At 61.7% G+C, this 26,391-nt stretch carries 24 protein-coding genes; 8 read left to right on the top strand and 16 right to left on the bottom strand.

From position 1 onward, the window contains the following. Nucleotides 1-27: 27 nt before the first annotated feature. Nucleotides 28-522 (bottom strand): preQ(1) synthase, encoded by a 495-nt coding sequence (queF, locus tag CRI93_RS09080; RefSeq protein ID WP_098062306.1) that lies wholly within the window; start codon nucleotides 520-522, stop codon nucleotides 28-30. Nucleotides 523-668: 146 nt separating this feature from the next. On the opposite strand from queF, the gene CRI93_RS09075 reads away from it, so the two are divergent. Continuing rightward, nucleotides 669-899, top strand: a complete 231-nt coding sequence (locus CRI93_RS09075; RefSeq protein ID WP_098062305.1) for a hypothetical protein — start codon at nucleotides 669-671, stop codon at nucleotides 897-899. Nucleotides 900-930: 31 nt separating this feature from the next. On the opposite strand, the gene accD is transcribed toward CRI93_RS09075, so the two are convergent. The 3 genes from accD to CRI93_RS09060 all read right to left on the bottom strand — a co-directional run bounded on the left by accD (nucleotide 931) and on the right by CRI93_RS09060 (nucleotide 4,404). After that, entirely contained in the window at nucleotides 931-1,785 is an 855-nt protein-coding gene (gene accD / locus CRI93_RS09070; RefSeq protein WP_098062304.1) for an acetyl-CoA carboxylase, carboxyltransferase subunit beta, read from the bottom strand. Nucleotides 1,786-2,103: 318 nt separating this feature from the next. Beyond that, nucleotides 2,104-2,835, bottom strand: a complete 732-nt coding sequence (gene tsaB, locus CRI93_RS09065) for a tRNA (adenosine(37)-N6)-threonylcarbamoyltransferase complex dimerization subunit type 1 TsaB (protein ID WP_098062303.1) — start codon at nucleotides 2,833-2,835, stop codon at nucleotides 2,104-2,106. Between the two features lie 27 nt (nucleotides 2,836-2,862). Next, on the bottom strand, nucleotides 2,863-4,404 hold the full coding sequence (locus CRI93_RS09060; RefSeq protein ID WP_098062302.1) for an aminotransferase class V-fold PLP-dependent enzyme: 1,542 nt from the start codon (nucleotides 4,402-4,404) through the stop codon (nucleotides 2,863-2,865). Nucleotides 4,405-4,707: 303 nt separating this feature from the next. Here CRI93_RS09060 and CRI93_RS09055 point away from each other — a divergent pair, with 303 nt between their 5' ends. Further along, nucleotides 4,708-5,466 carry a hypothetical protein gene (locus tag CRI93_RS09055; RefSeq protein WP_141491643.1) on the top strand — a complete coding sequence of 253 codons (759 nt, stop codon included), beginning with the start codon at nucleotides 4,708-4,710 and terminating at the stop codon, nucleotides 5,464-5,466. Between the two features lie 37 nt (nucleotides 5,467-5,503). Here CRI93_RS09055 and CRI93_RS15145 read toward each other — a convergent pair whose 3' ends face one another. From CRI93_RS15145 to hppD, 4 genes are all read right to left on the bottom strand, one after another. Then, entirely contained in the window at nucleotides 5,504-5,716 is a 213-nt protein-coding gene (locus CRI93_RS15145) for a hypothetical protein (RefSeq protein WP_141491642.1), read from the bottom strand. A 51-nt stretch (nucleotides 5,717-5,767) separates the two neighbouring features. Further along, nucleotides 5,768-6,103 carry a HesB/IscA family protein gene (locus CRI93_RS09050; protein ID WP_098062300.1) on the bottom strand — a complete coding sequence of 112 codons (336 nt, stop codon included), beginning with the start codon at nucleotides 6,101-6,103 and terminating at the stop codon, nucleotides 5,768-5,770. A 267-nt stretch (nucleotides 6,104-6,370) separates the two neighbouring features. Then, entirely contained in the window at nucleotides 6,371-7,585 is a 1,215-nt protein-coding gene (locus CRI93_RS09045; RefSeq protein ID WP_098062299.1) for a homogentisate 1,2-dioxygenase, read from the bottom strand. Between the two features lie 48 nt (nucleotides 7,586-7,633). Next, the gene (gene hppD, locus CRI93_RS09040) at nucleotides 7,634-8,785 is read right to left on the bottom strand and encodes a 4-hydroxyphenylpyruvate dioxygenase (RefSeq protein ID WP_098062298.1); all 1,152 of its coding nucleotides are present in this window, start codon (nucleotides 8,783-8,785) and stop codon (nucleotides 7,634-7,636) included. A 363-nt stretch (nucleotides 8,786-9,148) separates the two neighbouring features. Here hppD and CRI93_RS09035 point away from each other — a divergent pair, with 363 nt between their 5' ends. From CRI93_RS09035 to CRI93_RS09010, 6 genes are all read left to right on the top strand, one after another. Next, nucleotides 9,149-10,453, top strand: coding sequence for an amidohydrolase family protein (locus CRI93_RS09035; RefSeq protein WP_098062344.1), 1,305 nt, complete (start codon nucleotides 9,149-9,151; stop codon nucleotides 10,451-10,453). Further along, entirely contained in the window at nucleotides 10,431-11,699 is a 1,269-nt protein-coding gene (locus CRI93_RS09030; protein ID WP_245850430.1) for an amidohydrolase family protein, read from the top strand. Before CRI93_RS09035 ends, CRI93_RS09030 begins: the two co-directional genes overlap by 23 nt. 120 nt (nucleotides 11,700-11,819) lie before the next feature. Beyond that, a complete protein-coding gene (locus CRI93_RS09025) occupies nucleotides 11,820-12,812 on the top strand; it encodes an MDR family oxidoreductase (protein WP_098062296.1) in 993 nt (330 codons plus the stop codon). Nucleotides 12,813-12,946: 134 nt separating this feature from the next. Next, nucleotides 12,947-13,672: a hypothetical protein gene (locus CRI93_RS09020; RefSeq protein ID WP_141491640.1), complete on the top strand. Its 726-nt coding sequence runs from the start codon at nucleotides 12,947-12,949 to the stop codon at nucleotides 13,670-13,672. 138 nt (nucleotides 13,673-13,810) lie between these two features. Then, a complete protein-coding gene (locus tag CRI93_RS09015; protein WP_098062294.1) occupies nucleotides 13,811-15,166 on the top strand; it encodes a double zinc ribbon domain-containing protein in 1,356 nt (451 codons plus the stop codon). A 109-nt stretch (nucleotides 15,167-15,275) separates the two neighbouring features. Continuing rightward, nucleotides 15,276-16,517 carry an AI-2E family transporter gene (locus CRI93_RS09010; RefSeq protein WP_098062293.1) on the top strand — a complete coding sequence of 414 codons (1,242 nt, stop codon included), beginning with the start codon at nucleotides 15,276-15,278 and terminating at the stop codon, nucleotides 16,515-16,517. Between the two features lie 122 nt (nucleotides 16,518-16,639). Here CRI93_RS09010 and CRI93_RS09005 read toward each other — a convergent pair whose 3' ends face one another. The 8 genes from CRI93_RS09005 to sufB all read right to left on the bottom strand — a co-directional run bounded on the left by CRI93_RS09005 (nucleotide 16,640) and on the right by sufB (nucleotide 26,109). Then, nucleotides 16,640-17,008 carry a VOC family protein gene (locus CRI93_RS09005; protein ID WP_098062292.1) on the bottom strand — a complete coding sequence of 123 codons (369 nt, stop codon included), beginning with the start codon at nucleotides 17,006-17,008 and terminating at the stop codon, nucleotides 16,640-16,642. A 32-nt stretch (nucleotides 17,009-17,040) separates the two neighbouring features. Next, entirely contained in the window at nucleotides 17,041-19,941 is a 2,901-nt protein-coding gene (locus CRI93_RS09000; RefSeq protein WP_141491639.1) for a sigma 54-interacting transcriptional regulator, read from the bottom strand. Between the two features lie 66 nt (nucleotides 19,942-20,007). Further along, nucleotides 20,008-20,334: an iron-sulfur cluster assembly protein gene (locus tag CRI93_RS08995; RefSeq protein ID WP_176521809.1), complete on the bottom strand. Its 327-nt coding sequence runs from the start codon at nucleotides 20,332-20,334 to the stop codon at nucleotides 20,008-20,010. A 118-nt stretch (nucleotides 20,335-20,452) separates the two neighbouring features. Further along, nucleotides 20,453-20,926, bottom strand: a complete 474-nt coding sequence (locus CRI93_RS08990) for a SufE family protein (RefSeq protein ID WP_098062289.1) — start codon at nucleotides 20,924-20,926, stop codon at nucleotides 20,453-20,455. Nucleotides 20,927-21,002: 76 nt separating this feature from the next. After that, complete coding sequence (locus CRI93_RS08985; protein ID WP_098062288.1) at nucleotides 21,003-22,244, bottom strand: cysteine desulfurase; 1,242 nt, start codon at nucleotides 22,242-22,244, stop codon at nucleotides 21,003-21,005. 62 nt (nucleotides 22,245-22,306) lie between these two features. Continuing rightward, nucleotides 22,307-23,644: a Fe-S cluster assembly protein SufD gene (gene sufD, locus CRI93_RS08980; protein WP_098062287.1), complete on the bottom strand. Its 1,338-nt coding sequence runs from the start codon at nucleotides 23,642-23,644 to the stop codon at nucleotides 22,307-22,309. A gap of 90 nt (nucleotides 23,645-23,734) precedes the next feature. Further along, the gene (gene sufC, locus CRI93_RS08975) at nucleotides 23,735-24,502 is read right to left on the bottom strand and encodes a Fe-S cluster assembly ATPase SufC (RefSeq protein ID WP_098062286.1); all 768 of its coding nucleotides are present in this window, start codon (nucleotides 24,500-24,502) and stop codon (nucleotides 23,735-23,737) included. Between the two features lie 146 nt (nucleotides 24,503-24,648). Next, nucleotides 24,649-26,109 carry a Fe-S cluster assembly protein SufB gene (gene sufB / locus CRI93_RS08970; protein ID WP_098062285.1) on the bottom strand — a complete coding sequence of 487 codons (1,461 nt, stop codon included), beginning with the start codon at nucleotides 26,107-26,109 and terminating at the stop codon, nucleotides 24,649-24,651. Nucleotides 26,110-26,391: the final 282 nt, after the last annotated feature.

The following is a 26,391-nucleotide window of genomic DNA, read 5'->3' as shown; positions in this document are numbered from 1 at the left end:
ACTGGAGAAGCACAGAAGGCGTGCCCGTTACTGATTAGTGCTGTCTACCGTACAGGTGGTGTTAATGCCACCCCGCACATTGTACTCGGTTGTAATAGTAAGACGTGCTGGATTCTCAAGCTCAGCCATCAGGTCTTCGAAGAGCAGGGCGGTAATGTCCTCCTGAGCAGCGCCGATATCACGCCACGACATAAAGTAGTATTTGAGGCTCTTGAGCTCCAGAATCCAATCGCCGGGTACGTACGTGACTTCCACCGTACCAAAGTCAGGCAGACCCGAGAACGGACAGCGCGCCGAGAACTCGCCAGGCTCGGTTTTATAGACGACGCGCTGGCGCACGTCATGAGTGTATGGGATGCGGTCAATGTGGTCCTGACGCGTATCAGGCGGCAGAAACGGGCGAATATGCCCCTCAGGCTCTACCCCAAACTGACGCATGTATTCAAGCGCCGCCTCGGTGTGCTCAGCGGCTTGCTCGACCCATTCGGTGGGTGACGATGGCGATGGTGTAGACGAAGACATAGCAGAAGATTGAGGAAGCGGAAACGAAGGTCGTAACAATGTAGAACGAGGCTATGAGACCCTCGAACGGAGCACACCGCAAAACGTACCGATGCATGTGCATTATTTAGCGTTAACGCTCATGCAAAAAGCGGCGGTACTCTGCTATGACGGTTCTGGCCTTTGTCGTGATTCCCACACTGGTTCTGGCGTGCATTCTGGCGCCTGTACTGCTCAGCATGGGCGAAGACGGGTCCAGTGGGACAGACACAGGCGGCAATCCGCCGCCAAATAACGACGACCCGTCCCCACCACCTGCTCAGGGCGATTCGGCCACCGTGCCGCTCTCGGCTGTTGTGGTTGACACCGCCCGGCGTTCGCAGAGACGCCCCTCGTAACGCCTGAAGTGGGCCCGCACGTTTGCGAGCGCTACGCGTTGTCTTCCATAAGCAGATCCAGCAGCGTAATGATGCGTCGCTGCAGTTGTCGGCGATCCACGACCATATCTACAAAGCCATGCTCCAGCAAAAACTCGGAGCGCTGAAAGCCCTCGGGGAGATCGGAGCCGATGGTTTCACGGATGACGCGAGGCCCTGCGAAGCCAATAAGTGCCTCAGGCTCAGCAATGTGAATGTCGCCAAGCATGGCAAACGACGCCGTCACGCCGCCCGTGGTCGGGTGGGTAAGAATTGAGATGAAGGGGAGGCCCGCGTCTTCCAATCGTGTAAGATGAGCGCTGGTCTTCGCCATCTGCATGAGACTGAGTGCGCCCTCCATCATGCGGGCTCCGCCGCTCTGTGTAATCGTGATAAGCGGGTAGCCGTTGGTGTACGCCCGTTTGATTGCTCGTGCAATAATCTCGCCAACCACCGACCCCATCGAGCCGCCGATAAACGAGAAGTCCATAGCAGCGATGGAGGTCATGTGTCCACCCACCGGACCTGTAGCAGACTGTACAGCTTCGTTCTGAGAGGTCTTTTTCTGCGCGTCCTCCAACCGTTGCGAGTACGGCTTGCGGTCTTCAAAGTCGAGAACGTCGGTGGAGTACAGGTCTGTGTCGTGAAAGGTGAACGAGTCGTCGTCGAAGAGCAGGTCGAAGTAGCGATGGCTGCTCATCCCGAAGTGATAGCCAGACCCCGGAAAGACCAGCAGGTTGTCTTCGACCTCACGGCGGTTTACGATCTCATCCGTCTTGGGGCACTTCACCCATTGCCCTTCGGGCACTTCGTTCTGGTCGTCGCGCTTTGTAAGAATGCCTGCTTTCTTGCGGTGAAACCACGCCATGCCAACAGAGAGTCAATGAGTGAACACAAGTTGAAAGCCTGTTTTGATATCTTATTTTGGGCACCCCAGGAGTACTTCCTCTACCGACGGCTGTCGGTATCGGGGCGCTGCAAGCGGCTCCGCTGGGCTGCAACGAATCCTCGACCTCGTCCCGTAGCCCCGGGGGCCTTTAAGTCATGCCTCTGGTGCTACGAACCTCGATCGTGGTTCTCGTTTCGCGCCACCGGCGCTCGCTCTCGCCTTCAAACTAAAACCCAAACAGGCTTTGGGAGCAGTATACAACCTACGACGGACGCTGTCTACCGCACGGGCCTGGATTTATACCGATTTAGCGGATGGTGTGCCGTGAAAGGCTTTCAGATACGCCGGTTCCACCGTGCGCGGATCGGCACGGACGCCTTCATGTGCAAGGGTCCATCCGCGTTGAGCTACATGCCGGGCGGAAAGGGCCCGGTGTGAAGCCGGTACAACACGGATCTTGGATGCAACCGGCTGTGCGGCATCGTGATTGCGAAGTGGCGTGGCAGCCTTCTCGGCACCAGGGCCGGTGCACCAGATGACGCCTTTGCCTGTGGTGGCGTCCCACACCGCATCGGCGAGGGTCGAGATGTCGTACGGACCTGCGTCTACGAGCGGCGACCAGCTTTCATCGGTACGCAGATAGGCGGCGGCAAACACGTCGTTGCGGCGCGCATCGATCGTGGGTACCACGAGGTCGCCGGGAGATGCCCACGGTGCAAGGGCATACGCGGCGGCTTCGAGGGTGGGCACTGGAATGAGCGGTAGGGTGCGCGCCATTGCGAAGCCCTTGGCCGTACTCATGCCAATCCGGAGTCCGGTATACGACCCCGGCCCAGCCGATACAGCCACCGCATCCACCTGACCCGCTGACATGTCAGCATGGGCCAGCGTTTCTTGAATGAGGGGCGTCAGGCGGGCGGCATGCACACGCGGGCGGTGGATGTGCGCAGCAGCACGGCAGGCGTCGTTATGCCAGACCGCCACGCCACAGGCGGTGTCGGCGGTTTCGAGGGCGAGCAACGTGTTCATGGAAAGCACGGGGAGCAGAAAAGGGGACTACGCATCGGCCGTGTCGGGTACCGGAGCATGGGCAGCCAGCCACTGGTCGGCGGCAGCATTCAGGTCGAAGGTATCGCTGGCGGGTGCCTGGAAGGTGGTATGCACCCAGTCGCCACTGCCGTCATCAACCGGGCGATACCGCTCGCGGTACCAGTCGGGGCGGGCGGCCAGGTCGCGCAGGGCCTTGACGGCGGTGTCGACATCCGCGCGGGTGTTGTAGAGGCCAAACGAGAGGCGCACCATGCCCGGCTGGGTGCGCGGGCCACAGGTGTCCGTGCAAGACGTGGGCGCAATGCCCTGCTCATCGGCAATGCCCAGCAATTGGCGCACAAATGGCTGCGCGCAGAAGCATTCGTTGCGCACAGCAATGCCGAAGTAGTCGTTCAGCGCTGCCGTGACGAGCCCGTGGGGCAGGTCGTGCAGGTTCAGCGTAATCACGCCGATGCGTTCGGCGACCTCCAACCGATGAGATCCATAGATGGTAAGGCCGTCGATTTCGTTGAGCGCACTCATGGCGTACTGCGTAAGCGCCTGCTCATCCGCCTCGATTGCATCCATGCCTACGCGTTGTAGGATGCGCAGCGTAGCGCCCAGGAGCAACGATCCGGGCAGGTTTGGGGTGCCAGCCTCCTCGCGGTCGGGAAGCGCGCTGGTCACGTCGTAGCGCTTTGCATCCACAAACTCAACGATGCCGCCGCCGACCACTTCGGGCTCATGGTTATCAAACAATGCCTTACGCGCTACAATCAACCCCGGACTGCCTGGCGCATAGATCTTGTGTCCGCTCAGACACATCACATCAAGCGCCTCGCCGGGCGCGTCGCCGGTGATACGGATGGGGCGGTGGGCTGCCGACTGTGCCGCATCGACGACGCAGAGCGCACCTACGTCGTGTGCGGCTTCGGCAATGGCATGTACGGGATTTGCGATGCCCGTGACATTGGAGGCGGCAGTCACTGCTACGTAGTTGAGCCGGTCGCCATGCTCGTGGATAGCCGCCCGGAGCGCGGTCATGTCAACGCGTCCGGCATTGCCATCTGGATCCACCTGAAGCGGGACGTGCACCACCTTGCGCAGATGTTTGCGGTGCGGGAGGTCATTCGCATGGTGCTCCATGAGTGTGGTAATGGCCACGTCGCGCTCAGGATGCTGTGCAGCGAGCACGCGTGCCATGCGGTTGAGGCCGCCCGTCACGCCGGTACCGCAGAAAATGGCGGTGTAGTCGTCGGGGGCCCCTACAAACTGCAGTACGGCATCGTGAGCCTGCGCATACGCCTCGGTCATAATGCGCGCCCCATGGTGCAGGTGCGAGTGGGTGTTGGCATAGTGCTGCATGGCATCCTCAACGACAGCCTCGGCGCCCCGAAAGCGCAGGTTGGAGGCCGCGCTATCCAGGTAGGTGCGCGGGCCGATGGTGCCATCGGCCCGGGGATACGAGGTGGTGCGTCCGGTAAACTGGTCCCGAAGCGCTTCGATCTGCTGGCGGCGCACCGAAAACGGGGCCGTGGTTAGCGGGGACATAGACTGGGTAGACGGCATAACAGGCAGCAGCGGTTGTGAGCAGGAGCGCGTGCAGGTACACGCTGCGTAATGTATGGAGTTCTAACGACTTTCGCATCCGAGCGCAGACGAAATTTGCATCCGCTTGGTCACTGCGTTCTATTATCCATCTAATGAAAGCAAGCCCGCTCACCGGTATCATCTGTACGCATGACACGTCTTTCCTGGACATCTTGGTTTTCCTGGGGCCGTTTGTGGGGCCTGCTGCTTGTGGTGGGAACGCTTGCCGCTGCACCGCAGCAAACAACGGCCCAACAACTGTGGCTGCCCCCATATCAGCCCATGCAGTTCGCCGTTGAAGGGGTGCAGCCCGACATTCGCAACATCGAAGGGCTGTCAGGCGGATACTTCATTACGGGTACCGTATCGCTTACTGCTGGAACGGAGCTGGTAGCCGAGGTGCCGGTGGCCTACTTCCGCACTAACGAGATGCGGCCTGGGGCGGATACGAAGCTTGGGAATCCATACGTGGGGCTGGCACTGACCCCCGACCGGTCGCCGCTGATGATTGAGGTGGGCGGGCGCATCCCCGTAGCCGAAAACACATCAACGACTGTGCTGGGTCAGCATGCCGAGGTGGGGCGTCCGGGCGCGTTTCTGCCTGAGGGTGGAATGGTAACGCTGGCCGGAAACGCACGGGTGGCGCTCTCGCGCCAACTGAGTCTACGTCTGCGGGCAGGCGGTTTCTACGCGCACTCTACCGACGCCGCCCGCGCACCCGGTATGCCACCAGTCGACCGCGATCTGTTTACGCAGTACAGCACAGTGCTCTGGTACGAAGGCAACACCTTTACCACAGAGCTGGGATTCACCGGCCATGCGAACCTGACCGGACGCGGGGGCTACGGCGAAAAGAGCCAGCACGACCTGGCCGCTACCATTCACATTACCGGGCTGCCGGTGATTACGCCGGGTGTGTTTGCGGGCTGGAAGGTAAGCAGCGCGTTCCGCGACTCGGAGTCGTGGCAGCGGGCCCAGAATGCACGCCGAGACATGACCTCGTGGCGGTTCGGCGTTACGCTGTCAACGACGCTGTACTGATGGCGCAGCAATGGGGCCACGCGGGCAAGCAGAAGAGCTATCCGTTGAGTGCGGCCTGAAGGCTGTAGTACGTACCAAGGGCAACAAGGCCCCCGCAAGAGGCCGCTACGAATACGCCGGTAGCAGGGCCCAGCGCAAAAGGCATCACGATACCGCTGCCTACGCCTGCGCCGACACCGCCAGCCAGCGCCGATAGGGTCGAAGAGGAGCGTTCATTCGAAGCATCCGAGTCAGGGAGAGACGTCGTCATGGCAGAAGAGCTACCCAACAGTCTTTTCGAGAGCGTGCGAGGTGCAGTCTGCTACACACCGAACGACTCGCCACAGGCGCAGGTACGCGAGGCTTGTGGATTCATGAAGTGAAAGCCGTCGCCATCAAGGCCGTCGGTAAAGTCGAGCTCGGAGCCGTCGAGGTAGAGCGCGCTGCGCTGGTCGGCAATGACGGTGAGGTCGCCGCTCACCTGGTGCACCGCGTCGGTGTCTTGCAGGGTCGTGTCCCACCCCAGGTCGTAGGTGAGCCCCGAGCATCCGCCGGGCACCACGGCAATGCGCAAATACGCATCGCCAAGGGCCACGGTGTCTTCGGCGGCTACGGTGCGAAGCTGATTCTGGGCGCGTTCGGTAATGTCAATCTGCATGGCAAGGGGAGACTATAGTGCACATCTATATTGCAGGATGCGTACCGTAGCGTACAGGCGTAGGTTTCTATGCGATACTGCAGTGTGTTGCCTACATCCATTGTGCGTAGGAGATGAAGTAGGCTTCTGGAGCAAGCAGAGAGACTTCGCATCTCCAAAACGCCCAATACACACATCTGATACACGTGCACCTAACAAAAAATGAGACGCCCGGAACGGGGTCCAGGCGCCTCGTGCGATGCAGATACGGTGGAGGGAGACGACAGGCTACGGCTGGGCGGGTGCTTCAGTGCGCGCCTGCCCGTCGCCGCCGGTGTGCAGTTCTGGCTTCCAGGAATCCATGTAGCCAGTATCTTCGAGGTCGAGCGCCGCCTGCGTGAGCTTGAGCGGACGGAACGTGTCGACCATCACCGCAAGCTCTTCGGTGCCCTCCTTGCCGATAGAAGCCTCCGTGGAGCCGGGGTGTGGCCCGTGCGGAATACCGCCCGGATGCAGCGAGAACGAGGCGCGCGAAATGCCTTTGCGGCTCATGAAGTCGCCCTCAGCGTAAAACAGCACTTCATCCGAGTCAATATTCGAGTGATTGTACGGGGCCGGGATCGATTTCGGATGGTAGTCGAACAGCCGCGGCACAAAGGAGCACACGACGAAGTTGCGCGCCTCGAACATCTGATGCACGGGCGGCGGCTGGTGGATGCGCCCGGTGATCGGCTCAAAGTCGTGGATGGAAATAGCATACGGATACATGTAGCCATCCCAGCCGACCACGTCGAATGGATGGTAGCGCATCCAGTAGGAATGGATCTTCCCGTGCTTCTTGATGCGTAGCTCGAACGGTCCCTCTTCGTCGACCACGTTGAGTTGGGTGGGCGGACGCACATCGCGCTCGTGGAACGGACTCCGCTCCAGGAGCTGCCCGAACTCGTTCATGTACTTGCTCGGAAACTGCACGCCCGAGTTCGACTCGATAACGAGCAGACGCGGCTGCACCTCGTCCTCAAACGACCACCGGTGCGCCAGCGTGCGGGGCACGTGCACGTAGTCGCCATCGGTGAAGTCCACATTGCCGAGTGGCGTTTCGAGCGTACCTGTGCCCTCGTGCACGTAGATCAGCTCATCGGCGGCGGCGTTGCGGTAGAAGTAGCCCTCCATCGCGTCGGTCGGACGGCAGAGCGCAAGCTGCACATCCGGGTTGCCCATGATGTACGTGCGCCCTGAGAGCCAGTCGCCTCCCGGCTCCAGGTTGAAGCCTTCGATGTGGCGATGCTTCAGCGCCTCGTCGTCGGCATAGGTGATGCCATAGTCGACCGGGTCATCCACCTTCTCCACCAGCGTGGGCGGGTGGATGTGGTAGGCAATCGATGAGATGCCGCTGAAGCCTTCCGCGCCAATGACCTCTTCGGTGTACAGTTCGCCATCGGGACGACGGAACTGGACGTGGCGCTTGTCGGGCACCTCGCCCATGCGGGTATAGTGGGGCATATTGATTTTGGTTTTTGGATTGGGAGATTTTGGATTCACGAAGCAGCGCTACAGGTTGCCACGGCGGTCTTGCTCGCGCTCAATCGCCTCGAAGAGCGCCTTGAAGTTGCCCTCGCCGAAGGTGCGGGCGCCCTTACGCTGAATAATCTCGTAGAACATGGTCGGGCGGTCCTGCACCGGCTTGGTAAAGATCTGGAGCAGGTAGCCTTCGGGGTCGCGGTCAACGAGGATGTCAAGTGCCTGGAGCTGATCGATCTGTTCGTCGATCTCGCCCACGCGCTCGCTGAGCACCTCCTCGTTGTAGTAGTTGTCGGGGATGTCGAGGAACTGCACGCCGCGCTTGCGCAGCTCAGAGACCGTGCTGATGATGTCGTCGGTGGCAATGGCTACGTGCTGTACACCCGCGCCGTTGTAGAACTCCAGGTACTCCTCAATCTGGCTCTTCTTCTTACCGTCGGCGGGCTCGTTGATCGGAAATTTGATGCGCTCGTTGCCGTTGGCCATCACCTTCGACATCAACGCAGAATACTCCGTCGAGATGTCCTTGTCGGTGAACTGAAGCATGTTGTAGAAACCCATCGTGTCGGCGTAGTACTGCACGTACTTGTCCATGTCGCCACGGTGGACGTTGCCCACGCAGTGATCTACGTACTTCAGTCCGACCGATCCTGGATGGGCCCAGTCGGGGTTCTCCCACCGCTCGAAGCCCGGCAGGAAGAGGCCGTTGTACGCATCCCGTTCGATAAAGGAGTGGATCGTGTCGCCGTAGGTGCCGATGGCAGAGCGCACCACCGAGCCGTGCTCATCGGAGAGTGTTTCGGGCTCCTGTACGGGCACTGCACCGCGCGAGGTGGCTTCTTCATAAGCGTTCGTCGCGTCGTCGACCCAGAGCGCAATGTCGCGCACGCCGTCGCCGCGCTTATGCACATGCTTGGCGATGAACGAATCGGGCGAAAGCGCCGTGGTCAGCACAAAGCGTATTTTGTTCTGCTGAAGGAGATAGCTGGCCGCTTCCCGATGACCAGTTTCGGGGCCGCGATAGCCCACGATCTCGAATCCAAACAGATAGGCGTAGTGAAACGCGGCCTGGCGGGCGTTGCCCACGTAGTACTCGACATAATCGGTGCCTTGAATGGGCAAGAAGTCGTCGGGTGTAGTCGTGGCCGATTCGGGGGTGGGGGCGGTGGCGGATGTAGACATAGGAATAGCAGCAGCAATGAGCGAGGGAGGCGAACAGGTGAAAGCGCTTCCAGCCTCTATTACATACGTTGAGGGCAAGCGCCGAATGTCAGTACATGCGTACCGCTGAATCCGCCGTTCCGTTCCTGCAATTCATGGTGCGATACGAGGCATTGACTGCTGCGCAATGGCTGTACTGTGGAACGCGGGGGGCTCATACGTCCCGGTGCGGACTTGATAACAGAAGCGCTTTCAATTGCTGTTCTTGCATTGCAGTTTTCAGGGCTGCTTCCTACCTTGCGCAATGCGTTCACCGGAATCAAGATACACCAAAACGGGAGCGCATTTCCCTTCTCCACCCTGTTCGACACACCCCACACCCATATGCTATCCAACCAGATACGCCAGGCGCTGCTCATTGCCGTCGGCGTCCTGGGGCTTTTGGCGGCCGATACCGCCCATGCCCAGGACGATCCGCACGTGTTTCGCGGCGCCACGATCTACACCATGAGCGGCGACGCCATCGACAACGGCGCGCTCGTCATTCAAAACGGTGAGATTCTCGACGTAGGCTCCGTAGGCGCGGTCGACGTGCCCAGCGGCGCGGTCGAGGTCGACGCCTCGGGCCAGGTCATTATGCCCGGTCTGATCGACACGCACTCGCACATCGGCGGCGTGTCGGGCGGCGATGGATCGTCGCCGCTGCATCCCGGCGTGCGCACCATCGACGGCATCAACGTACGTAATTCCGGAATCATGCGGGCTCGCGCGGGCGGCATTACCACCGTGAATGTGCTGTCGGGGTCGGGGCATCTTATGAGTGGGCAGACCACTCACCTAAAGCTGCGTGACGGCTCTACCATCGACGACCTGCTGCTCTGCTACGAGGATTCGGACATCTGTGGCGGCATGAAGATGGCCAACGGCACCAATTCGCAGCGCGACAGCGGACCGTTCCCCGGCACGCGCGCCAAATCTGCAGCCGAGGCGCGGGCGCTCTTTCTGGAGGCGGAAGCCTACCGTGACCAGCTCAACAGCGATGATCCGCCCGACCGCGACCTGGGCATGGAAGGACTTGTGGAGGTGCTCAACGGCGAGCGCATCGTGCACTTTCATACGCATCGCCATGACGACATCATGACGGCGCTGCGCCTGCGCGATGAGTTTGGGTTTGAGCTTGTGCTGCATCACGTAAGTGAAGGCTGGCGCGTGGCCGACGAGATTGCCGAGGCGGGCGTACCTGCTTCCATCATCACGCTCGACTCGCCCGGTGGCAAGCATGAAGCCGTGAATCTCTACTTCAAGAACGGTCGTGTGCTCGACGAGGCCGGCGTTGACGTGTCGTATCATACCGACGATCCGATTACCGACTCGCGCCTCTTCCTGCGCTCGCCCGCCATGGGCGTTCGTGCTGGCATGGACCGCACCGCTGCGCTTGAATCCGTCACGATTGCGGGGGCACGCCAGCTTGGGCTCGAAGATCGCATCGGATCACTTGAACCCGGCAAAGATGCCGACTTCATCCTGCTCTCCGGCGATCCGCTCAGCACCTACACCCGCGTTAACGAGACGTGGATTGAGGGCATGCGCGTGTTCGATCGCAGCAACCCCGACGACAACGCCTTCTTTACAGGCGGATACCGCATTTTCGATGGCACCATGCACCATGTCCACGACATCAATGAATAACCCCACCCGCAACATCCGTCGTTCTTTTTCATCGGTTTGGATACGCTGCGTAGGCGGTGTCGTAGCGGGGGTGATGGCATGGATGCTCATGGCCGCGCCCCTCACCGCACAGATTGCCTTGCGCGCCGACACGGTGCACACCATGACGGGCGATCCCATCATTAACGGGGTGGTCCTCATCGAAGGATCCACCATCGCCGACGTCGGTCCTGCCGATGCGGTTGACATCCCCGACGGCGCCACGGTCTACGAAGGCACCGTCATTACACCGGGACTCGTGGACCCGCGCGGTACCGTGGGACTGAGCGGCATCTACAACGTAGACTCCGATCAGGACCAGCTCGATACCACGGCGCCCATGCAGCCTGAGCTGCGTGCGATCGACGCGTACAATCCGCAAGAAGAGCTGGTTGCCTTTTTGCGCGATCAGGGCATTACCACCGTGCACACCGGCCACGGCCCGGGCGCACTCATTAGCGGACAGACCGCCACCTTCAAAACCACCGGCGAAACCGTCGATGACGCGTCTCTGAGCGACATCAGCGCGCTCTCCATGACGCTGGGGCCGGCAGCCACGCAGCGGTTTAGCTCGCCCGGCACGCGAGCCAAGGGCGCGGCAATGCTTCGCGACATGTTCCTGCAAGCGGAGCGCTACCGCGACACGCCCGAGGACGAGCGCGAACGCAACCTGCCCATGGAGGTGCTTGTGCAGGTGCTCGATGGCGAGATTCCTGCGTTCATCCAGGCGCACCGTAGTCACGATATTATGACGGCGCTGCGGCTGGCCGAGGAGTTTGGCTTCAACCTGGTGCTCGAAGGAGCCGCCGAGGCATACCTCGTAACTGAAGAGATTGCTGAAGCGGACATCCCTGTCGTGCTCCACCCGCCCAAAATCCGCCCGTTTGGCGCTGCCGAAAACGCCCAGCTTACCACGGCTGGCGAACTGCATGCAGCAGGCATCCCGGTGGCCATTCAGAGTGGATACGAAGCCTACGTGCCCAAAACGCGCGTGGTGCTCTTTGAAGCAGGCGTTGCCGCGGCCAACGGACTGCCGCACGAGGCCGCGCTGGCCAGCATCACGCGCACGGCTGCCGACATCATTGGGCAGAGCGACGTGATTGGCACCCTGGAACCGGGCAAGCACGGCGATGTGGTGCTCTATAACGGCAACCCGTTCGAGTACGTCACCAACGCGTGCACGGTCGTCATTGAAGGCGAAGTCGTCAAAGAAGACGGCTGCTCCTAACAACGGCACGCCACGTCTGCAACACCTGGACTCTGCGGGGCGTGCCGAATAGGCGCGTCCCGTATGTAGTTGCATCCATCTGTTCACCATGGAATCCCTCACGCATCCTCCAACCTGATTATGTTTCGTGCACTGCTGCTCCACAACACCGATGGCGAGGTAACGCCCCGCCTCGATACGATTACGACGGATGACCTGCCGCCGGGCGATACCCACGTGCGGGTGCTCTACTCCAGCATCAACTACAAAGACGCGCTGGCCGTAACGAACAGCGCGCCCATCATTCGGGGCGACTTTCCGATTGCGCCGGGCATCGACCTGGTGGGCGAGGTCGTGTCCAGCGAAAGCGATGCGTGGGAGGCGGGCGACCGCGTGATCGGTACGGGCTGGGGGTTGGGCGAAGACGTGTGGGGTGGCTACACCGAAGAGGTGCGCGTACGGGCTGACCAGCTTGTGGCACTGCCCGAGGGCCTGTCGCCGCACCAGGCCATGACCATTGGCACCGCCGGGTTCACCGCTATGCTCTCGGTGATGGCACTCGAAGACCACGGCCTCACGCCCGAGAGCGGCGAGGTCGTTGTAACCGGTGCGTCAGGGGGGGCGGGAAGCATGGCCGTGGCGCTCCTGGCGCAGGCCGGATACACCGCCGTGGCCTCCACTGGAAGCGAAAATGCACATGCCTACCTGGATACGCTTGGTGCCGCACGCATTGTGCATCGCGACGCGTTCAGCGACGGACCCAAGCGCCCTATGGAGTCGGGCCAGTGGGCCGGGGCGATCGACGCCGTAGGGGGCAACACGCTGGCGACCCTCATTGCACAGCTAAAGCGTCATGCAAGCGTCGCCTCATTTGGCAACGCAGCCGGGCACGAGCTGCACACCACCGTACTGCCGTTCATCTTGCGTGGGGTGAACCTGCTGGGCATCGATTCGAACACCTGCCCCAACGACCGCCGCCGCACCGCCTGGACTCGCCTCGACGCGCTCCTGACCGATGACCTGCTGGAGCGGATGACGTATCAGGTGGTCAATCTTGAAGATGTGCCCGATGCAGCTCAAGACGTGCTCAGCGGCGACTCGCGCGGACGCATTGTGGTGGAGGTACAGGGGTAGAGCCCGTGCCCTGCTTTTGTCCGCTGCGCCCATTGCCCTACGCACGTAGAAATGAGGAATCAGTCGGCATCCGGCCTATCACACCCGGTCACTGACGCACGTCGCTACCCAATATCAGCTTCTTCCAGTTTGCTATGATGCATCGACTTACCTCATTTCTGTTCGTTATCATGCTTATCGGGGGGAGCTATCCATCGGTCCATGCCCAGAATCAAACGGACGCCTCCATCACGGGGCAAGGGAGTCTCAGTTTTGGGTTAGGCATTCCAACAGGAGACTTCAACGAGAACACGAACAATCTCGGCTATGGCGGCAATGTGTACATTGGAGCAGAATTTCCGAACTCGCCTGTAGGGGTCGGCATCGACTTTTCGGTCTTTGCCTTTGGGCGGAACACACGAAAAGCTCCCTTTAGCGAGACGATCCCGGGTGTGCGCGTTGATGTGATTACGACCAACACCATTGTACAGCCGCACCTGGTGCTTCGGTTACAGCCGCGCGAAGGTCTGGTGCGCCCCTATGCGGAAGGGCTCTTTGGCTTCAAATACCTGTTCACCGACACCCGCGTGCAAGACGAGCGACGCGAAGACGAAACGATTGCCAGTTCGCGCAACTTCGATGACTTTGCGCTAAGTGCCGGCGGAGCCGCAGGTGTGCACATCCGCGTGGCTCAGGGAAACCCAGGTAGTGAGCAGAACAGCTTCAGAGCCATCTATCTCAAGCTGGGACTTCAGTACATGTGGGGCCGCGAAGCCGAGTACCTCGACATTAGCGACGGCTACAACCCTGACAACCCCCAGGTCCGCCAATCCAACACGACGATGCTCATTCCCATGATTGGCGTTTCCTTCCAGTTTTAGCCCATCGAGCCCATAGAATAGGCTGTAGGGGGCGGATTTGCACAACATTCGGAATCAAGGGGATGCGCGGGTCGTTTTTCCTTACCCCGGTGGATTCACTGGGATTCGTCTACGCTTGCCCTCGACCCGGCTCTTGTCATGGCCTCTGATGTACCCTGTCCTTCGTGCGGCGCACTCATTCCCCCCGATGCGGGCGCCTGTCCGTTGTGTGGACATACCCTCGCGGGCAACGACGATGCGTCGCCTCCCCCCAACTCGGATGCAGAACGCGCCGACGCCACGCCGCCTGACGGCAACGCACCCAAAGCCAACACGCCTGAAGAAGCAGCCGAACCGGCCTCAAACGGAGCGGCGTACTGCACGGAGTGCGGAACTGCATTTGCGCCCGGCGACAAGTTCTGCAGTCAGTGCGGCACACCACGCGCTGGTGCAGACCGTCCGCCTGCTACAGAAGGGACGCGTCCGGTGGCGGCCAATCTGCCAGCGGGAGCCGACGCTGCCGCATCCGGTGAGCGCGATGACGAGGCGTCGGAGTCGGAGGCGATCGACGAGTCGGCGATCAATCGTAAGCTCGCGTGGCTTGTGGGCGGGGCCGTGGTGGTGATTGCGGCGCTGTTTCTGGCCACGCTCTTCAGCGAACGGGCGGGCGACCCGTTAGCGCGTACGGCCGCGGAGCGCAACGCCGGAGATAACATTGGGCAGCAAAGCGGAGCAGCCCCTGGCACGCCAAACGCAGGCAACGCGCCAGCTACCGCAGACCCCGCCACCGTCGATGCGCTCATCGACCAGTATAGTCCCGAGGTCAGCGAATCCATGGCCGCTCAGGTTGACTCGCTCCGCGAAGCCGCGGAGAGCGAAGAGGGCATTATGCGACAGACGATTCAGCAGGAGGTCGTGAATGCCTACATTGGTGCTGGGCATCTGGGACGGGCGGCTCAAGTGCAAAAAACAATGGCGGAAGACTCCGGCGATCCCGATGCGTGGCGCCGCACGGGCGATCTGCTCTACAGCTGGATGGAGCAGCTCGGTCAGGGCAATACCTCGAACGCCATTGGGCAGGTGGCCCCGCATGTCGTTGATGCGTACGAGCGCGTGCTTGAGCAAGAGCCGAACAACCTGGACGTGCGCACCGACATGGCCACGGCCATGCTGCAGACGAATGCGCCCATGCGGGGCGTGGAGCAGATCAACCGGGTGCTGGAGGAAGACCCCGACCACTTTCAGGCGCGCTTTAACAAGGGCATCATGCAGTTGTATATTGGCCGGGTGGATGAGGCCGTTGCTGAGTTTGAAGAAGTGAAGCGCATCGTAGGCGAAGACTCGCCGTACTACGAGCGCGCCGACCAGGCCATCACGCTGGCTCGCGAAGAAGAGGCCCGAGCGCGCGAAGAAGGCAACGCCCCTGCGGCACAGCCACCGGCTGCCGGAATGGCAACGCCCACGCCAGAAGCCGACTCGGCATCGGGCACTGCGCCTGCCGCTCCGAACCGATGAGTTGAGCCGTTGCACGCGTTGCTTCGCGCAACCATCCCCTGCTATCTTCGTTTGGAGGCCCCATACGCTGCTTCTCATGCACCCTCTCTGATTGGCCCGCCTCTGCACGATGGATACGTACCCGTGGTATGCCAAGTACACTGTGGCCCTGGCTGGGGGCGTGCTTACCGTGTACGTCATGGTCGTGGCCAAGTCCACACTGATCCCACTGCTGTTTGCCGGGTTCCTGGGCATTCTGCTAACGCCTGTGAGTGCACGCCTGGAGCGCCACGGCATCCCGCGCGTGGTGGCGGCTCTGCTCACGCTCACGCTAGCTGTAGCGGCACTGGTAGGAATCGGATTCTTCTTCTATATGCAGCTTGCCTCGTTCGTCGAGGATGTTGATCTGATTCGCACGCGTATCGAGGAGATGATGGCCAGCATCGAGCCGCTGGCTGCGCAGCTTGGGATTGGCAATCTGATCGACTTCCGCACGCTGGGCACCACCGCCATTGGCTATGTAGGCGATAACGCCACAAACCTGGTTCGCGGACTGGCAGGGGCGGCCAGTACCATCACTGCGGCGTTGCTGGTGCCGGTGTTCATCTTCTTTGTGCTTATTGGACGTACCTTCCTGCGCGACTTTCTGCTTCAGGCATTTGGCGCAGGCAATCCGGCCCGCGTAGAGCGGGTCGCGGCAACCATTGCAAAGGTAAAGCAGGTCGTGCAGCGCTACATCACCGGCGTGCTGATCGTGATTTGCATTCTGGCGATACTCAATTCGTTGCTGCTGCTCACCATCGGCGTTGATCACGCTCTGTTCTTTGGCGTGTTCGCTGCCATGCTCAACGTCGTTCCGTTCTTAGGACCCATCTTCGGATCCATCTTGCCGGTGCTCTACGCCCTGCTCACCATGGACTCCCTCATCTATCCGCTGTTGGTACTGGGCGGATTCTACGTGATCCAGCTCTTTGAAAGCAACCTGTTCACACCCACTATTGTCGGCAGCCAGGTGAGCATGAATGCGATGGTCACGCTATTTCTGCTCTTCGTGGGCGCTCAGATCTGGGGCCTTGCAGGTATGATCCTGTTTATCCCGATGGGGGCAATCCTCAAGGTCGTATGCGATGAGGTCGATTCGCTCAAGCCGCTGGGCTTCTTGCTCGGACGCATGCCCACTGACCGGGAAGAACGCAAGGGACCGCTGGCACGCCGCATCAGCGAGATTCCCTCGCGCATCGACCGTATGGAGGCGGAGCGGAGCGCGGCCCGGAAGGCGGCTGCACCGCCTTTTGCTGAGAGCGATACGCACGAGTCCATCACGAAGGAGTCCTCAACCCCCCAAGAACCGTCCGATTCGAGTAGCAGCTAACACACGGGCACACGGGTCTGGATCGACGGCATTTCTTTTGGCAGCCCCTTGAACGAGAGAGGGCCCAAGACGGGGCTTGTAAGAATTGCACGGGGTGGTGTGAGTAAGCCCGCTGCAGGTGGCTATCGCGGTTCGATTTCGAGCACCAGGCCGTCTGCATCCCGCACGAACAGGCGGTTCTCCTGCTCCTGATACGGATAGGCCTCTGCATCCAGTCGGCTACGCAGCGCGTGCCAGGCGTCTGAGGGCAGCGCAAAGCCAAGGTGGTGGATACCGCCGCGTCCGGGCACGGTGGGGTGCTCCATCTCTGTGACCTCCATGATTTCGAGGATGTCCTGCCCGTCGTCATCGGTAAGCATGGCACGGCGGCGCCCCTCTCGGATGGGATCGTCTTCGACCACGCGCAGCGTAAGCCCGAGCACATCCACATAGAAGTCGATGGCCTCGTCGAGCGCAGCGGTCATGATGGAGGCATGGTCTAAACGTATCATAAACGGGAGCAGGGTACTACGAAAACAGTGGGTTACGAAGACGACACCGCGGCATCGGCGTCGATGTCCAGGCGTTTCATTTTCTTGTATAGCCCTTGTCGCGAGATGCCCAGGGCCTGGGCAGAAGCTGAAATGTGGCCGTCGTGTGCCCGCAACACGTGCTCGATCGCCGCTTTTTCGGTCTGCGCCAGAACGGCGCTAAGTGCAACAGTATCGTCGTTCAAGAGCGTGTCGTAGGGATGGGAGGTCCCATTGCTGTGCTGCGTACGGGCTTCGCGGAGCGGCGCAGCCAGTGCATCCACCGTAATCTGAGGCGCGGGCTCGCTGCGCACAGACTGATACGCGCGTTCGACTTCGTTGCGAAGCTGTCGCACGTTGCCGGGCCAGTCATACGCCAGCAGGGCATCCAGGGCGTGCTGCGTGATGGTCACCAGCGGGGTCTGGGGCGTGCGCTGCTCGTCGAGTACGCGCTGCACGAGCACTGGAATGTCGGCGCGGCGCTCGCGCAACGGCGGCACCCGCAGTGTGATGATGCCCAGGCGGTGGGCCAACGCAGCAGGCATCGCATCGGCGGGGCGCGTGGTGGCGTCGCTGGGCGTGGTGGCCAGCAAGCGAATGTCGACCGAGCGGCAGGTGTCGCTTCCCACCGGAAACACACAGTCGGTGTTGAGCATGCGCAGGAGCTGTTCGTGCACGGCCTGCGGGAGCCGGTGCACAGCCTTCAGGAGCACCGATCCGCCTTCCGCCTTGTCGAGTACACCAGGCGTGTAGGTGCCGCTGTGTACGTGTCCAAAGAGATGCGCAGCCCAGTCACGGGGCTGTATGCTGGTGCGTTCTACAACGTGGAGTGGCCCGGTGCGGCGCTCGCTTACGGCGTGTACGGCGCGTGCTACCATCGTTTTGCCCACGCCGGGCGCACCAGTTACAAGCACGGGACTGTGACTGGCCCCGATCTGTTCGATGCGCTGCTTGAGGGCCTGCATGGGCGCGCTTTCGGCGACAAAAGCATCCGGAAAGCGAGCGCCTGTGGGTGTAGTAGAGGGAGAAGATGGCGTAGGAGCCCGGTCGAGCGCCATAAGCAGCATCGGCAGATACGGGCGGAGCGCCTCGGTCACGTCGGGGAGCGGGCCATCGGCGGCGTAGGTGAGGGTGAGCCGCGCATCGGACGGGGCCGGGTAGTGCAGCGCGGTAACCGATGCGCCGCTGAGTGTGCCCTGGTCGGCCACCATGCATTGCGCTTGGGCGTGGCGCGGACGATACTGGATGCGCACGCCATCTACCTGCGGATGCGCCTGAAGCAGCGTGGTGCACGCTGCGGTGACGCTGGCGTGTTCGGGCGGGGCCTCGGCCAATGCGGTGCTCAACAGCGTGCCCCACGACGTGGTATCGGTGGGGTCGTAGGCGGGCCAGTCGTTGAGCAAGGCGTGAAGCTGGTTGGCCTGATCGGGGCGCTCGCACCGGGCCATTGTAGCGTTCGCATCCGCCAGCATGGGACGCAGTGCGGGCAGCCGGTCGGCCTCTGGCATAATTGTGGCCGCATGGAGGGCCATCTGAGCCACGCGCAAGGCATCGCCACTCAACCGGTAGGCGGTGTGTGCCTGGGCGTACTGCTCAGCGGCATGGCGCGCCGCCTGCGCATCGCCCGACTGCTCGGCCTGGGCGACTGCCAGGGCCGCTTCGCTGGCACTCCACCGGGCTGCCATGGGCAGCACCGATCGGTAGCCTGCAAAGGCCTCGGCGTCTCGGAGGTGCGCCTGAGCCCGCACAATGTCACCCGCCTCGGCAGCGCCCTGGGTCTGGGCAAGGAGCGCCCGCACCTGATTGCCGCGGTGCCCCGTTTCGCGCGCATTCTGGTGGGCGCGTTCCCGCCACGTCTGGGCGGTATCGGTATCGCCGGCGCGGCGGGCCACCTCGGCACGCATCAGCGCCAGGTGAGAGCGTTGCAGTCCGTGTGGTAAGCGCTCGGCCCGCTCCATCACCTCATCGAGCTGGGTGCGCGCCCGTTCGATGGTGCCACGGCGCAGCGCCAGGCGCACGTAGAGCGAATGCAGATGCGCCTCGCCCAGCGCATAGCCTTGCATCGCGGTAAGGGCATCGGCAATGCATGCGTGGGCTTCGTCCCACCGCGCGGCCCGTAGCAGGGCACCAATGTGCGCATGATACGCCGCCAGGAGCGGATACGGACGGCAGTTGGTGGCCCCCTGGAGGCGCGTCTCTGCCGTGGTGGCGCGCTCGATAATCACCTCGGGCGGTGCCCCGGTGTCGTAGGCGAGGGCTGCCTCTTGCGCCTGGGCATGCCCCACCCAGCGGGTGTGATTGAGCTGATGCGCGATCGACTTCAACGCTGTGGCGTGAGCCTCGGCCTCGGCATACTGTCCCTGAAACCGCAGTGCCGGAGCATACATGTCGTGCAGCCAGCACTGCGCCAGACGGTCAATGTGCGGACGCCCGAGCGCCTGGGCTTCCCCCAGTGCATGGCGCATCAGGTCGTACTCGTCGAGCGCGAAGTACGCCTGGGCCTGCCCCAGATGCACCCAGCAGCGTCCGGGCCGATGGGCAAGCGCCTCAAAGTGTCGGTCGGCTCGGTCGAGATGAGCCAGACCGCGCGCCAGCACGTCGTTGGTGGTGCCGCGAAGTACGTCGGTCCAGCCGCGCCACAGCGCTACCTCGGCCTGCACACGCGGCGGGTGTGCCGACAGGTCGGCATCCGCATCCGGCAGGTGGCGTCGAGCGGCGTCGGGCTGCAGGCGGGCAGAGCACAACAGCTGCGCCCACAGCGCATGCAGCCGCACTACGCCCGTGTCGAGAGCGTCAGCATCGGCCTGCTGATCCAGTGGGGCCTGCACCAGCGGCTCAATCATGTGCGCCACATCGCGCACGCGCCCTTCGGCGAGCAGGCTGGAGGCCATCGTTATGGTCGATGCGTACTTCACGAGCGCGCACAGAGTGATGCAAAAGAACAGCGGCAAGCGCCAAAGCAGCGCCTCAACATCCGGGTGCTACATAAATCCGAGCTCCAACTGCGCTTCCTCCGACATCATCTGCGGCGAAAACGGTGGGTGGAACGTCAGCTCCAGGTAGACGCTCTTCACGCCTTCGGTGAGGCGCACGGCGTCTTCGGCCTGACCCGGCAAGATGCCCGCTGCGGGACAGTTCGGCGCGGTCAGCGTCATGAGCACATCCACATGGGCGTCGTCGTGGATGTCGATATTGTAGATGAGCCCAAGGTCAAAGATGTTGACGGGAATCTCGGGGTCGTAGATGTCGGAGAGCGACTCCACGATGCGCTCGTAGAGCTCGGTGTGCTCGTCGGGGGCGTCTTGCATGTGGGCCGGCAGCGTCTCCGGGCGCTCCAGTTCGCGGCTGTCATCAAGGCGCGGGTCGTCGGCGTCGGACGCTGTGTCAGGAGCGGCGTCGGTATCGGGCGTGGTATCGGGCATAGCGTTATGCGTTGGAGGATGAAACAGCGGAGTCGGATGCAGGCTCTGCGGATTCGGCGAGGCGGGCGGCGCGCGTCCGAATCTGCTCGATCATCGAGTGTAGGCCGTTGTTGCGGGTGGAGGACAGGTGCTCACGCATCCCAATGTCGTCGATAAACGAGAGGTCAGCCTCGCGCACAGCTTCAGGCGGCTGGTCGTCGAGCACGCGGATGAGCAGCCCGGCCAGGCCCTTCGTAATCATGGCATCGCTGTCGCCCTGCATGGTCATGCGGTCCCGGTCGCGTGCGGTGTGAATCCACACCTTCGACTGGCACCCGTGGATGCGCGTAGCATCAGTCTTGAGCGCGTCGTCCATGGGCGGCAGCTTCTTTCCGATCTCAATCAGATACTCGTAGCGGCCTATCCAGTCGTCGAACAGCGAAAAGTCATCGACGATGGCGCGAGCCCGCTCATCGATGGTCGATGATGCATCAGCCATAATACAAACAAGCAGTTAGGGAGACAGGGTTTCAGGGGGATGCGAACGGAAGGCATCACAGAGCGATCCCATCGCATCACCCAAACATGGTCTGCACCCGGTCGAGGCCCTCCACAAGACGGTCTACGTCCTGGCGCGTGTTGTAGAGCGCAAAGGAGGCACGAATGGTACCGGGCAGGTCGAGCCGCTCCATGAGGGGCTGCGTGCAGTGGTGACCGGTGCGAACGGCAAGACCCAGGCGGTCGAGAATGGTGCCTGCATCGTACGGGTGGATGTCGTCGAACACGAACGAACACACGCTGGTCTTTTCGGGTGCGGTGCCCACCAGACGAAGCCCATCGATGGCTGCAAGCTGCTCGTGTGCGTACTGCAGCACATCCTCTTCGTGGGCGTGCACAGCCTCGTGGTCAAGCTCCCGCACAAACCGCGCCGCTGCACCGAGCCCAATAACGCCCGCAATGTGCGGTGTGCCCGCCTCCAGCCGGTGCGGCAGGTCGGCGTAGGTGGTGCCATCGAACGATACCTCGTCGATCATGTCGCCGCCGCCGTGGTAGGGCGGTAGACCGTCGAGCAGGTCGTATTTCCCGTAGAGCACACCAATGCCCGTGGGCCCGAACATCTTGTGGCCCGAGAAGGCGTAGAAATCGGCATCCAGCGCCTGCACATCCACCGGCAGGTGAGCCATCGACTGCGCGCCGTCGATCACTACCGGCACACCGTGGGCGTGGGCGGTGTCAATGATGGACGCAACCGGGTGGATCGTGCCCAGCGCATTGGAGACGTGCCCCATGGCGAGCAGGAACGTCTCTTCGGCCAGCAGCTGGCGCCCGGCCTCCATGTCGAGCGTGCCATCGTCATGGATCGGCCACACCTTGAGCGTGGCGCCGGTGGCCTCGCAGGCCATCTGCCACGGCACAATGTTAGAGTGGTGCTCCATGTGCGTAACGACCACCGTGTCGTCGGGGCCGAGCTGGGGCCGCGCAAATGTCTGTGCCACCAGGTTCAGCGACTCGGTGCAGCCGCGCGTGAAGATGACCTGATCGGAGGAGGGCGCGTTGATCAGATCGGCCACGGACTGGCGGGCCTCCTCGAACGCGTCGGTGGCGTCCTGACTCAGCTTGTGGACGCCCCGGTGCACGTTGCTGTTTTCGTGCGCGTAGTAGCGCGCCATGCGGTCGAGCACAACCTGCGGCTTCTGCGTGGTGGCCGCGTTGTCGAGATACACCAGCGGCGTATCCTCATAGACCGACTGATGCAGCGCAGGAAACTCGCCGCGCATGGCGTCAACGTCGAACCGGGGAGGCGCAGATACAGGCATAGCAGCACAGAATAGGTTCGTAGAACGCCGTGGCCCCGAATCGGACCACGGCCATGAGACGATTAGCTGGCGAACGTGCGCAGGCGGTCCTGTACGCGGTCTTCAATGAGCGCCTTGAGCGGCTCCACCTCAATCACGTCGATCACGTCTTGCGCAAAGGCCTTCATCATGAGGATGCGGGCGCGTTCCTGGCTGAGTCCGCGTGAGCGCAGGTAGAAGAGGCCCTCTTCATCCAGCTGACCGGCGGTAGCGCCGTGGCTGCACACCACATCGTCGGCGTAGATCTCAAGCTCGGGCTTGGTGTAGATCTGCGCGTCGTTGTTCAGCACCAGGCTGTCGTTCGACTGGTACGCGTCGATGCGCTGCGAGTCGCGATGCACGAACACCTTGCCGTTGAAGACCACGGTCGACTGGTCGTTCAGGACGTGCTTGTACAGCTCGTTGCTCACGCAGTCGGCGTGCACGTGGTCAACAAGCGTGTTGTTGTCGACGTGCATACTGCCGTGTCCAATGACGAGCCCGTACAGGTTCGTTTCGCAGTTGGGGCCGTCGGGCGTCAGGGTCATGTTGTTGCGCACGACCTCGCCGCTGAAGGTGAACGTATCGGTCGAGAGCACGCTGTCGCCTTCGTGGTAACCGAAGCGGCTGAGCACCTGCGAGGCGTTGTCGTCTTCCTCCTGAATCACATAGTGATCGAGGTAGCCCCGCTCGCCCACAAACATCTCCGTCACCGTGTTGGTGAAGGTGCGGGCGTCTGTTAGGCTGAGTTGGCGACCAATCACGCGGGCTTTCGCATCCGCCTCTACCACGAACAGGTGGCGCGGCTGCATAAGCAGGTCGTCCTGTGCAGCGTTCACGTGCAGCAGCAGAATCGGCTGCTCCAGTTCCGTGCCTTCAGGCACGTGAATGAACGCTCCGTCTTGCACAAACGCCGTGTTGAGTGCGGTGAGCACTTCGTCTTCGGCATCGGCATATTCGCCGTAGTGCGCCTTAAAGGCCGGATGGGTTCCCGCATCTTTCAGAGACGTCACCGTCACCTCCTCCGGCAGCGCGTCGAGCTGCGAGAGCGAGTGGTCGGGCCGCCCGTTCACGAGCACGAGCACGTGTGCGTCGAGGTCATCAATGAGGTACGGGTCCAGGTCGCGGGCCGACACGTCGGCCTCGTTCGGGCCAAGGGGCAGCGTGTAGGGACGGTCGAGCACCGAGGCAATGTCGGTGTACTTCCAGGCTTCTTGCTTGCGCGTGGGCACGCCCAGCTCCTGAAAGCGCTGGATAGCGGCTTCGCGCCGTTTGGCCACCGAGGCGTTGGTTCCGTTGAGCGCCTGGCCGTGGTTTACCTGAAAGGCCGACACAAATCGGTCAATAGGCTGCGCGCTGGTATCGAGAGTGGTGGTAGACATAAACAGTTGGGGAATGCTGATGCAACAGGTGGCGATACAAAGCCCTGCCCAGCGACGCAAGCCGCCGGGCAGAACGCGAGCAGCATCCGATTAGGCCGCCGCAGGCTCACGCTGAAAGCGCTCGTAGCCCTCTTCTTCAAGGCGGATGGCCAGGTCCTTATCGCCCGATTCGGCGATGCGTCCGTTCACCATCACGTGCACATGGTCCGGCTCAATGTAGTCGAGCAGGCGCTGATAGTGCGTAATCAGCAGGAACGCGCGCTCAGCAGAACGCAGCTTGTTCACGCCGTCCGACACCGTGCGCAGCGCGTCAATGTCGAGGCCGGAGTCGGTTTCGTCGAGCACAGCCAGCGTGGGCTCCAGCATGGCCAGCTGAAAGATCTCGTTGCGCTTCTTCTCGCCGCCAGAGAAGCCCTGATTCACCGAACGCTTCACGAGATCCGGATCCAGATCCACGAGCTTAGCACGCTCGCGCACCAGCTTCAGGAAGTCCGCCGCGCCGAGTTCCTCCTCGCCGCGCGCTTCACGCACAGAGTTGACGGCCTCGCGCAGGAAGTTCGTCATGCTCACGCCCGGCAGCTCCACCGGATACTGAAACGCCAGAAACACGCCTTCTTCAGCGCGCTCCTCCGCCTCCAGCTCCAGCAGATCTTCGCCTTTGTAGCGGATGGAGCCGTCCGTCACCACGTACTCTTCGCGCCCCGCCAGCACCGCCGCCAGCGTGCTCTTGCCGGAGCCGTTCGGCCCCATAATTGCGTGCACTTCGCCCTCGTTAATGGTGAGGTCCACGCCCTTCAGAATTTCGATGTCTTCGTCCTCCACGCTCACGTGCAGGTTTTCTACTTCAAGGAGTGCCATGTGTCGGTATATCAGTCGTTTAGTCGTAAAAAGTTGGATTCAGGAGAATGCGCAGGTCACGCCGGGGCCGCGTATGTATCGCAGCCCCCGGCGCTCCCGCATCCTCGTTGGAAGCATGGTTCGCGCAGGCGAACAGTCTCCGGTTCTTATCCTACACTGCCTTCCAGCTCAATGGCGAGCAGCTCTTTCGCCTCCACTGCGAACTCCATCGGCAGCTCCGCCAGAATCTCCTGGCAGAAGCCATTCACGATCAGCTTCAGCGCTTCCTCTTCGCCCAGGCCGCGCTGATGGCAGTAGAACATCTGGTCTTCGCCGACCTTCGAGGTCGTCGCCTCGTGCTCCACCTTGGCCGTCGGGTTGCCAATCTCGATGTACGGGAAGGTGTGCGCGCCGCACTTGTCGCCCAGCAGGAGCGAGTCGCACTGCGAGAAGTTACGGGCGTTTTCGGCGTTTTTGCCCACCTTCACCAGCCCGCGGTAGCTGTTGTTGCTCACACCGGCCGAGATCCCTTTCGAGATGATGGTGCTCTTCGTGTTCTTGCCGATGTGATGCATCTTCGTACCCGTATCGGCCTGCTGATGGCCCTTGGTGAATGCCACCGAGTAGAACTCACCAACCGACTCGTCGCCCTTCAGGATAACCGACGGATACTTCTGCGTGACCGCCGATCCGGTTTCGAGCTGGGTCCAGCTGATCTTGGAGCGGTCGCCTTCACAGATGCCGCGCTTCGTGACGAGGTTGTAGACGCCGCCCTCGCCATCTTTCGTGCCGGGGTACCAGTTCTGGATCGTGGAGTACTTGATCTCCGCATCCTCATGGGCAATCAGCTCCACCACAGCCGCATGCAGCTGGTGCTTCTGATTCATGGGCGCGGTGCAGCCTTCCAGATAGCTCACGTAGCTATCGGGCTCGGCAATGATGAGCGTGCGCTCAAACTGACCCGTGTTCTGGTCGTTGATGCGGAAGTACGTCGACAGCTCCATGGGGCAGGTTACGCCCTCAGGCACGTAGACGAACGAGCCGTCGCTAAAGACCGCGGAGTTGAGTGCAGCGAACAGGTTGTCGGTGTACGGCACCACGCGACCGAGATACTTTTTCACGATCTCGGGATGCTCGCGGGCCGCCTCTCCAAACGACATGAAGATGACGCCTTTCTCCTTCAGCTTCTTCTTAAAGGTGGTGGCCACCGACACGCTGTCCATCACCGCGTCTACCGCCACACCGGTTAGCGCCTTCTGCTCTTCAAGCGGGATGCCGAGGCGCTCGAATGTCTCCAGAATCTCATCTGGGACCTCATCGAGGCTGTCGTAGCTGGCCTTTTCTTTCGGCGCTGAGAAATAGCGCATATCTTGGAAGTCGGGCCGCTCGTAGTCGAGGTGGGCCCAATCGGGGTAGTTGCCCTCTTCCACCTGACGCTCAAAGTAGCGAAAGGCTTTCAAGCGCCACTCCAGCAGCCACTCGGGTTCGTCTTTTCGCTCAGAGATGTAGCGAACAATGTTTTCGTCGAGTCCTTCAGGAAGGGTTTCGGACTCGATATCGGTACGCCAACCATGCTCGTATTCCTGGTTGGCTACATTCTCAAGATACTCGGTTTCAGAAGTACTCATGGGGCATCGGAATACGTGGATCGGACAGGGCGCGAACCAGAGGCCGCACGGAGCGCAATATACAGTAGTGTAAACGCTCGTTTACGCTTGGGTCTCTTGGTGTAAACACAGGGTTACAACATGTATGGTAGGGGGCCGTTCCGGCATGGATGCGTTCCGTCTCTATTTAATTGCACCTTGACGTTCGGCGGCAGACGACAGAGATTCTACAGGCAAAACGGCCCGTAGTCTTTGAAGCTGTACGGTACCCCAACATAGAACCGCCCCACGCCATAAAGCGCA

It is taken from the genome of Longimonas halophila, assembly GCF_002554705.1.
GTDB lineage: Bacteria > Bacteroidota > Rhodothermia > Rhodothermales > Salinibacteraceae > Longimonas > Longimonas halophila.
This window is presented reverse-complemented; position numbering and strand designations above follow the sequence as displayed.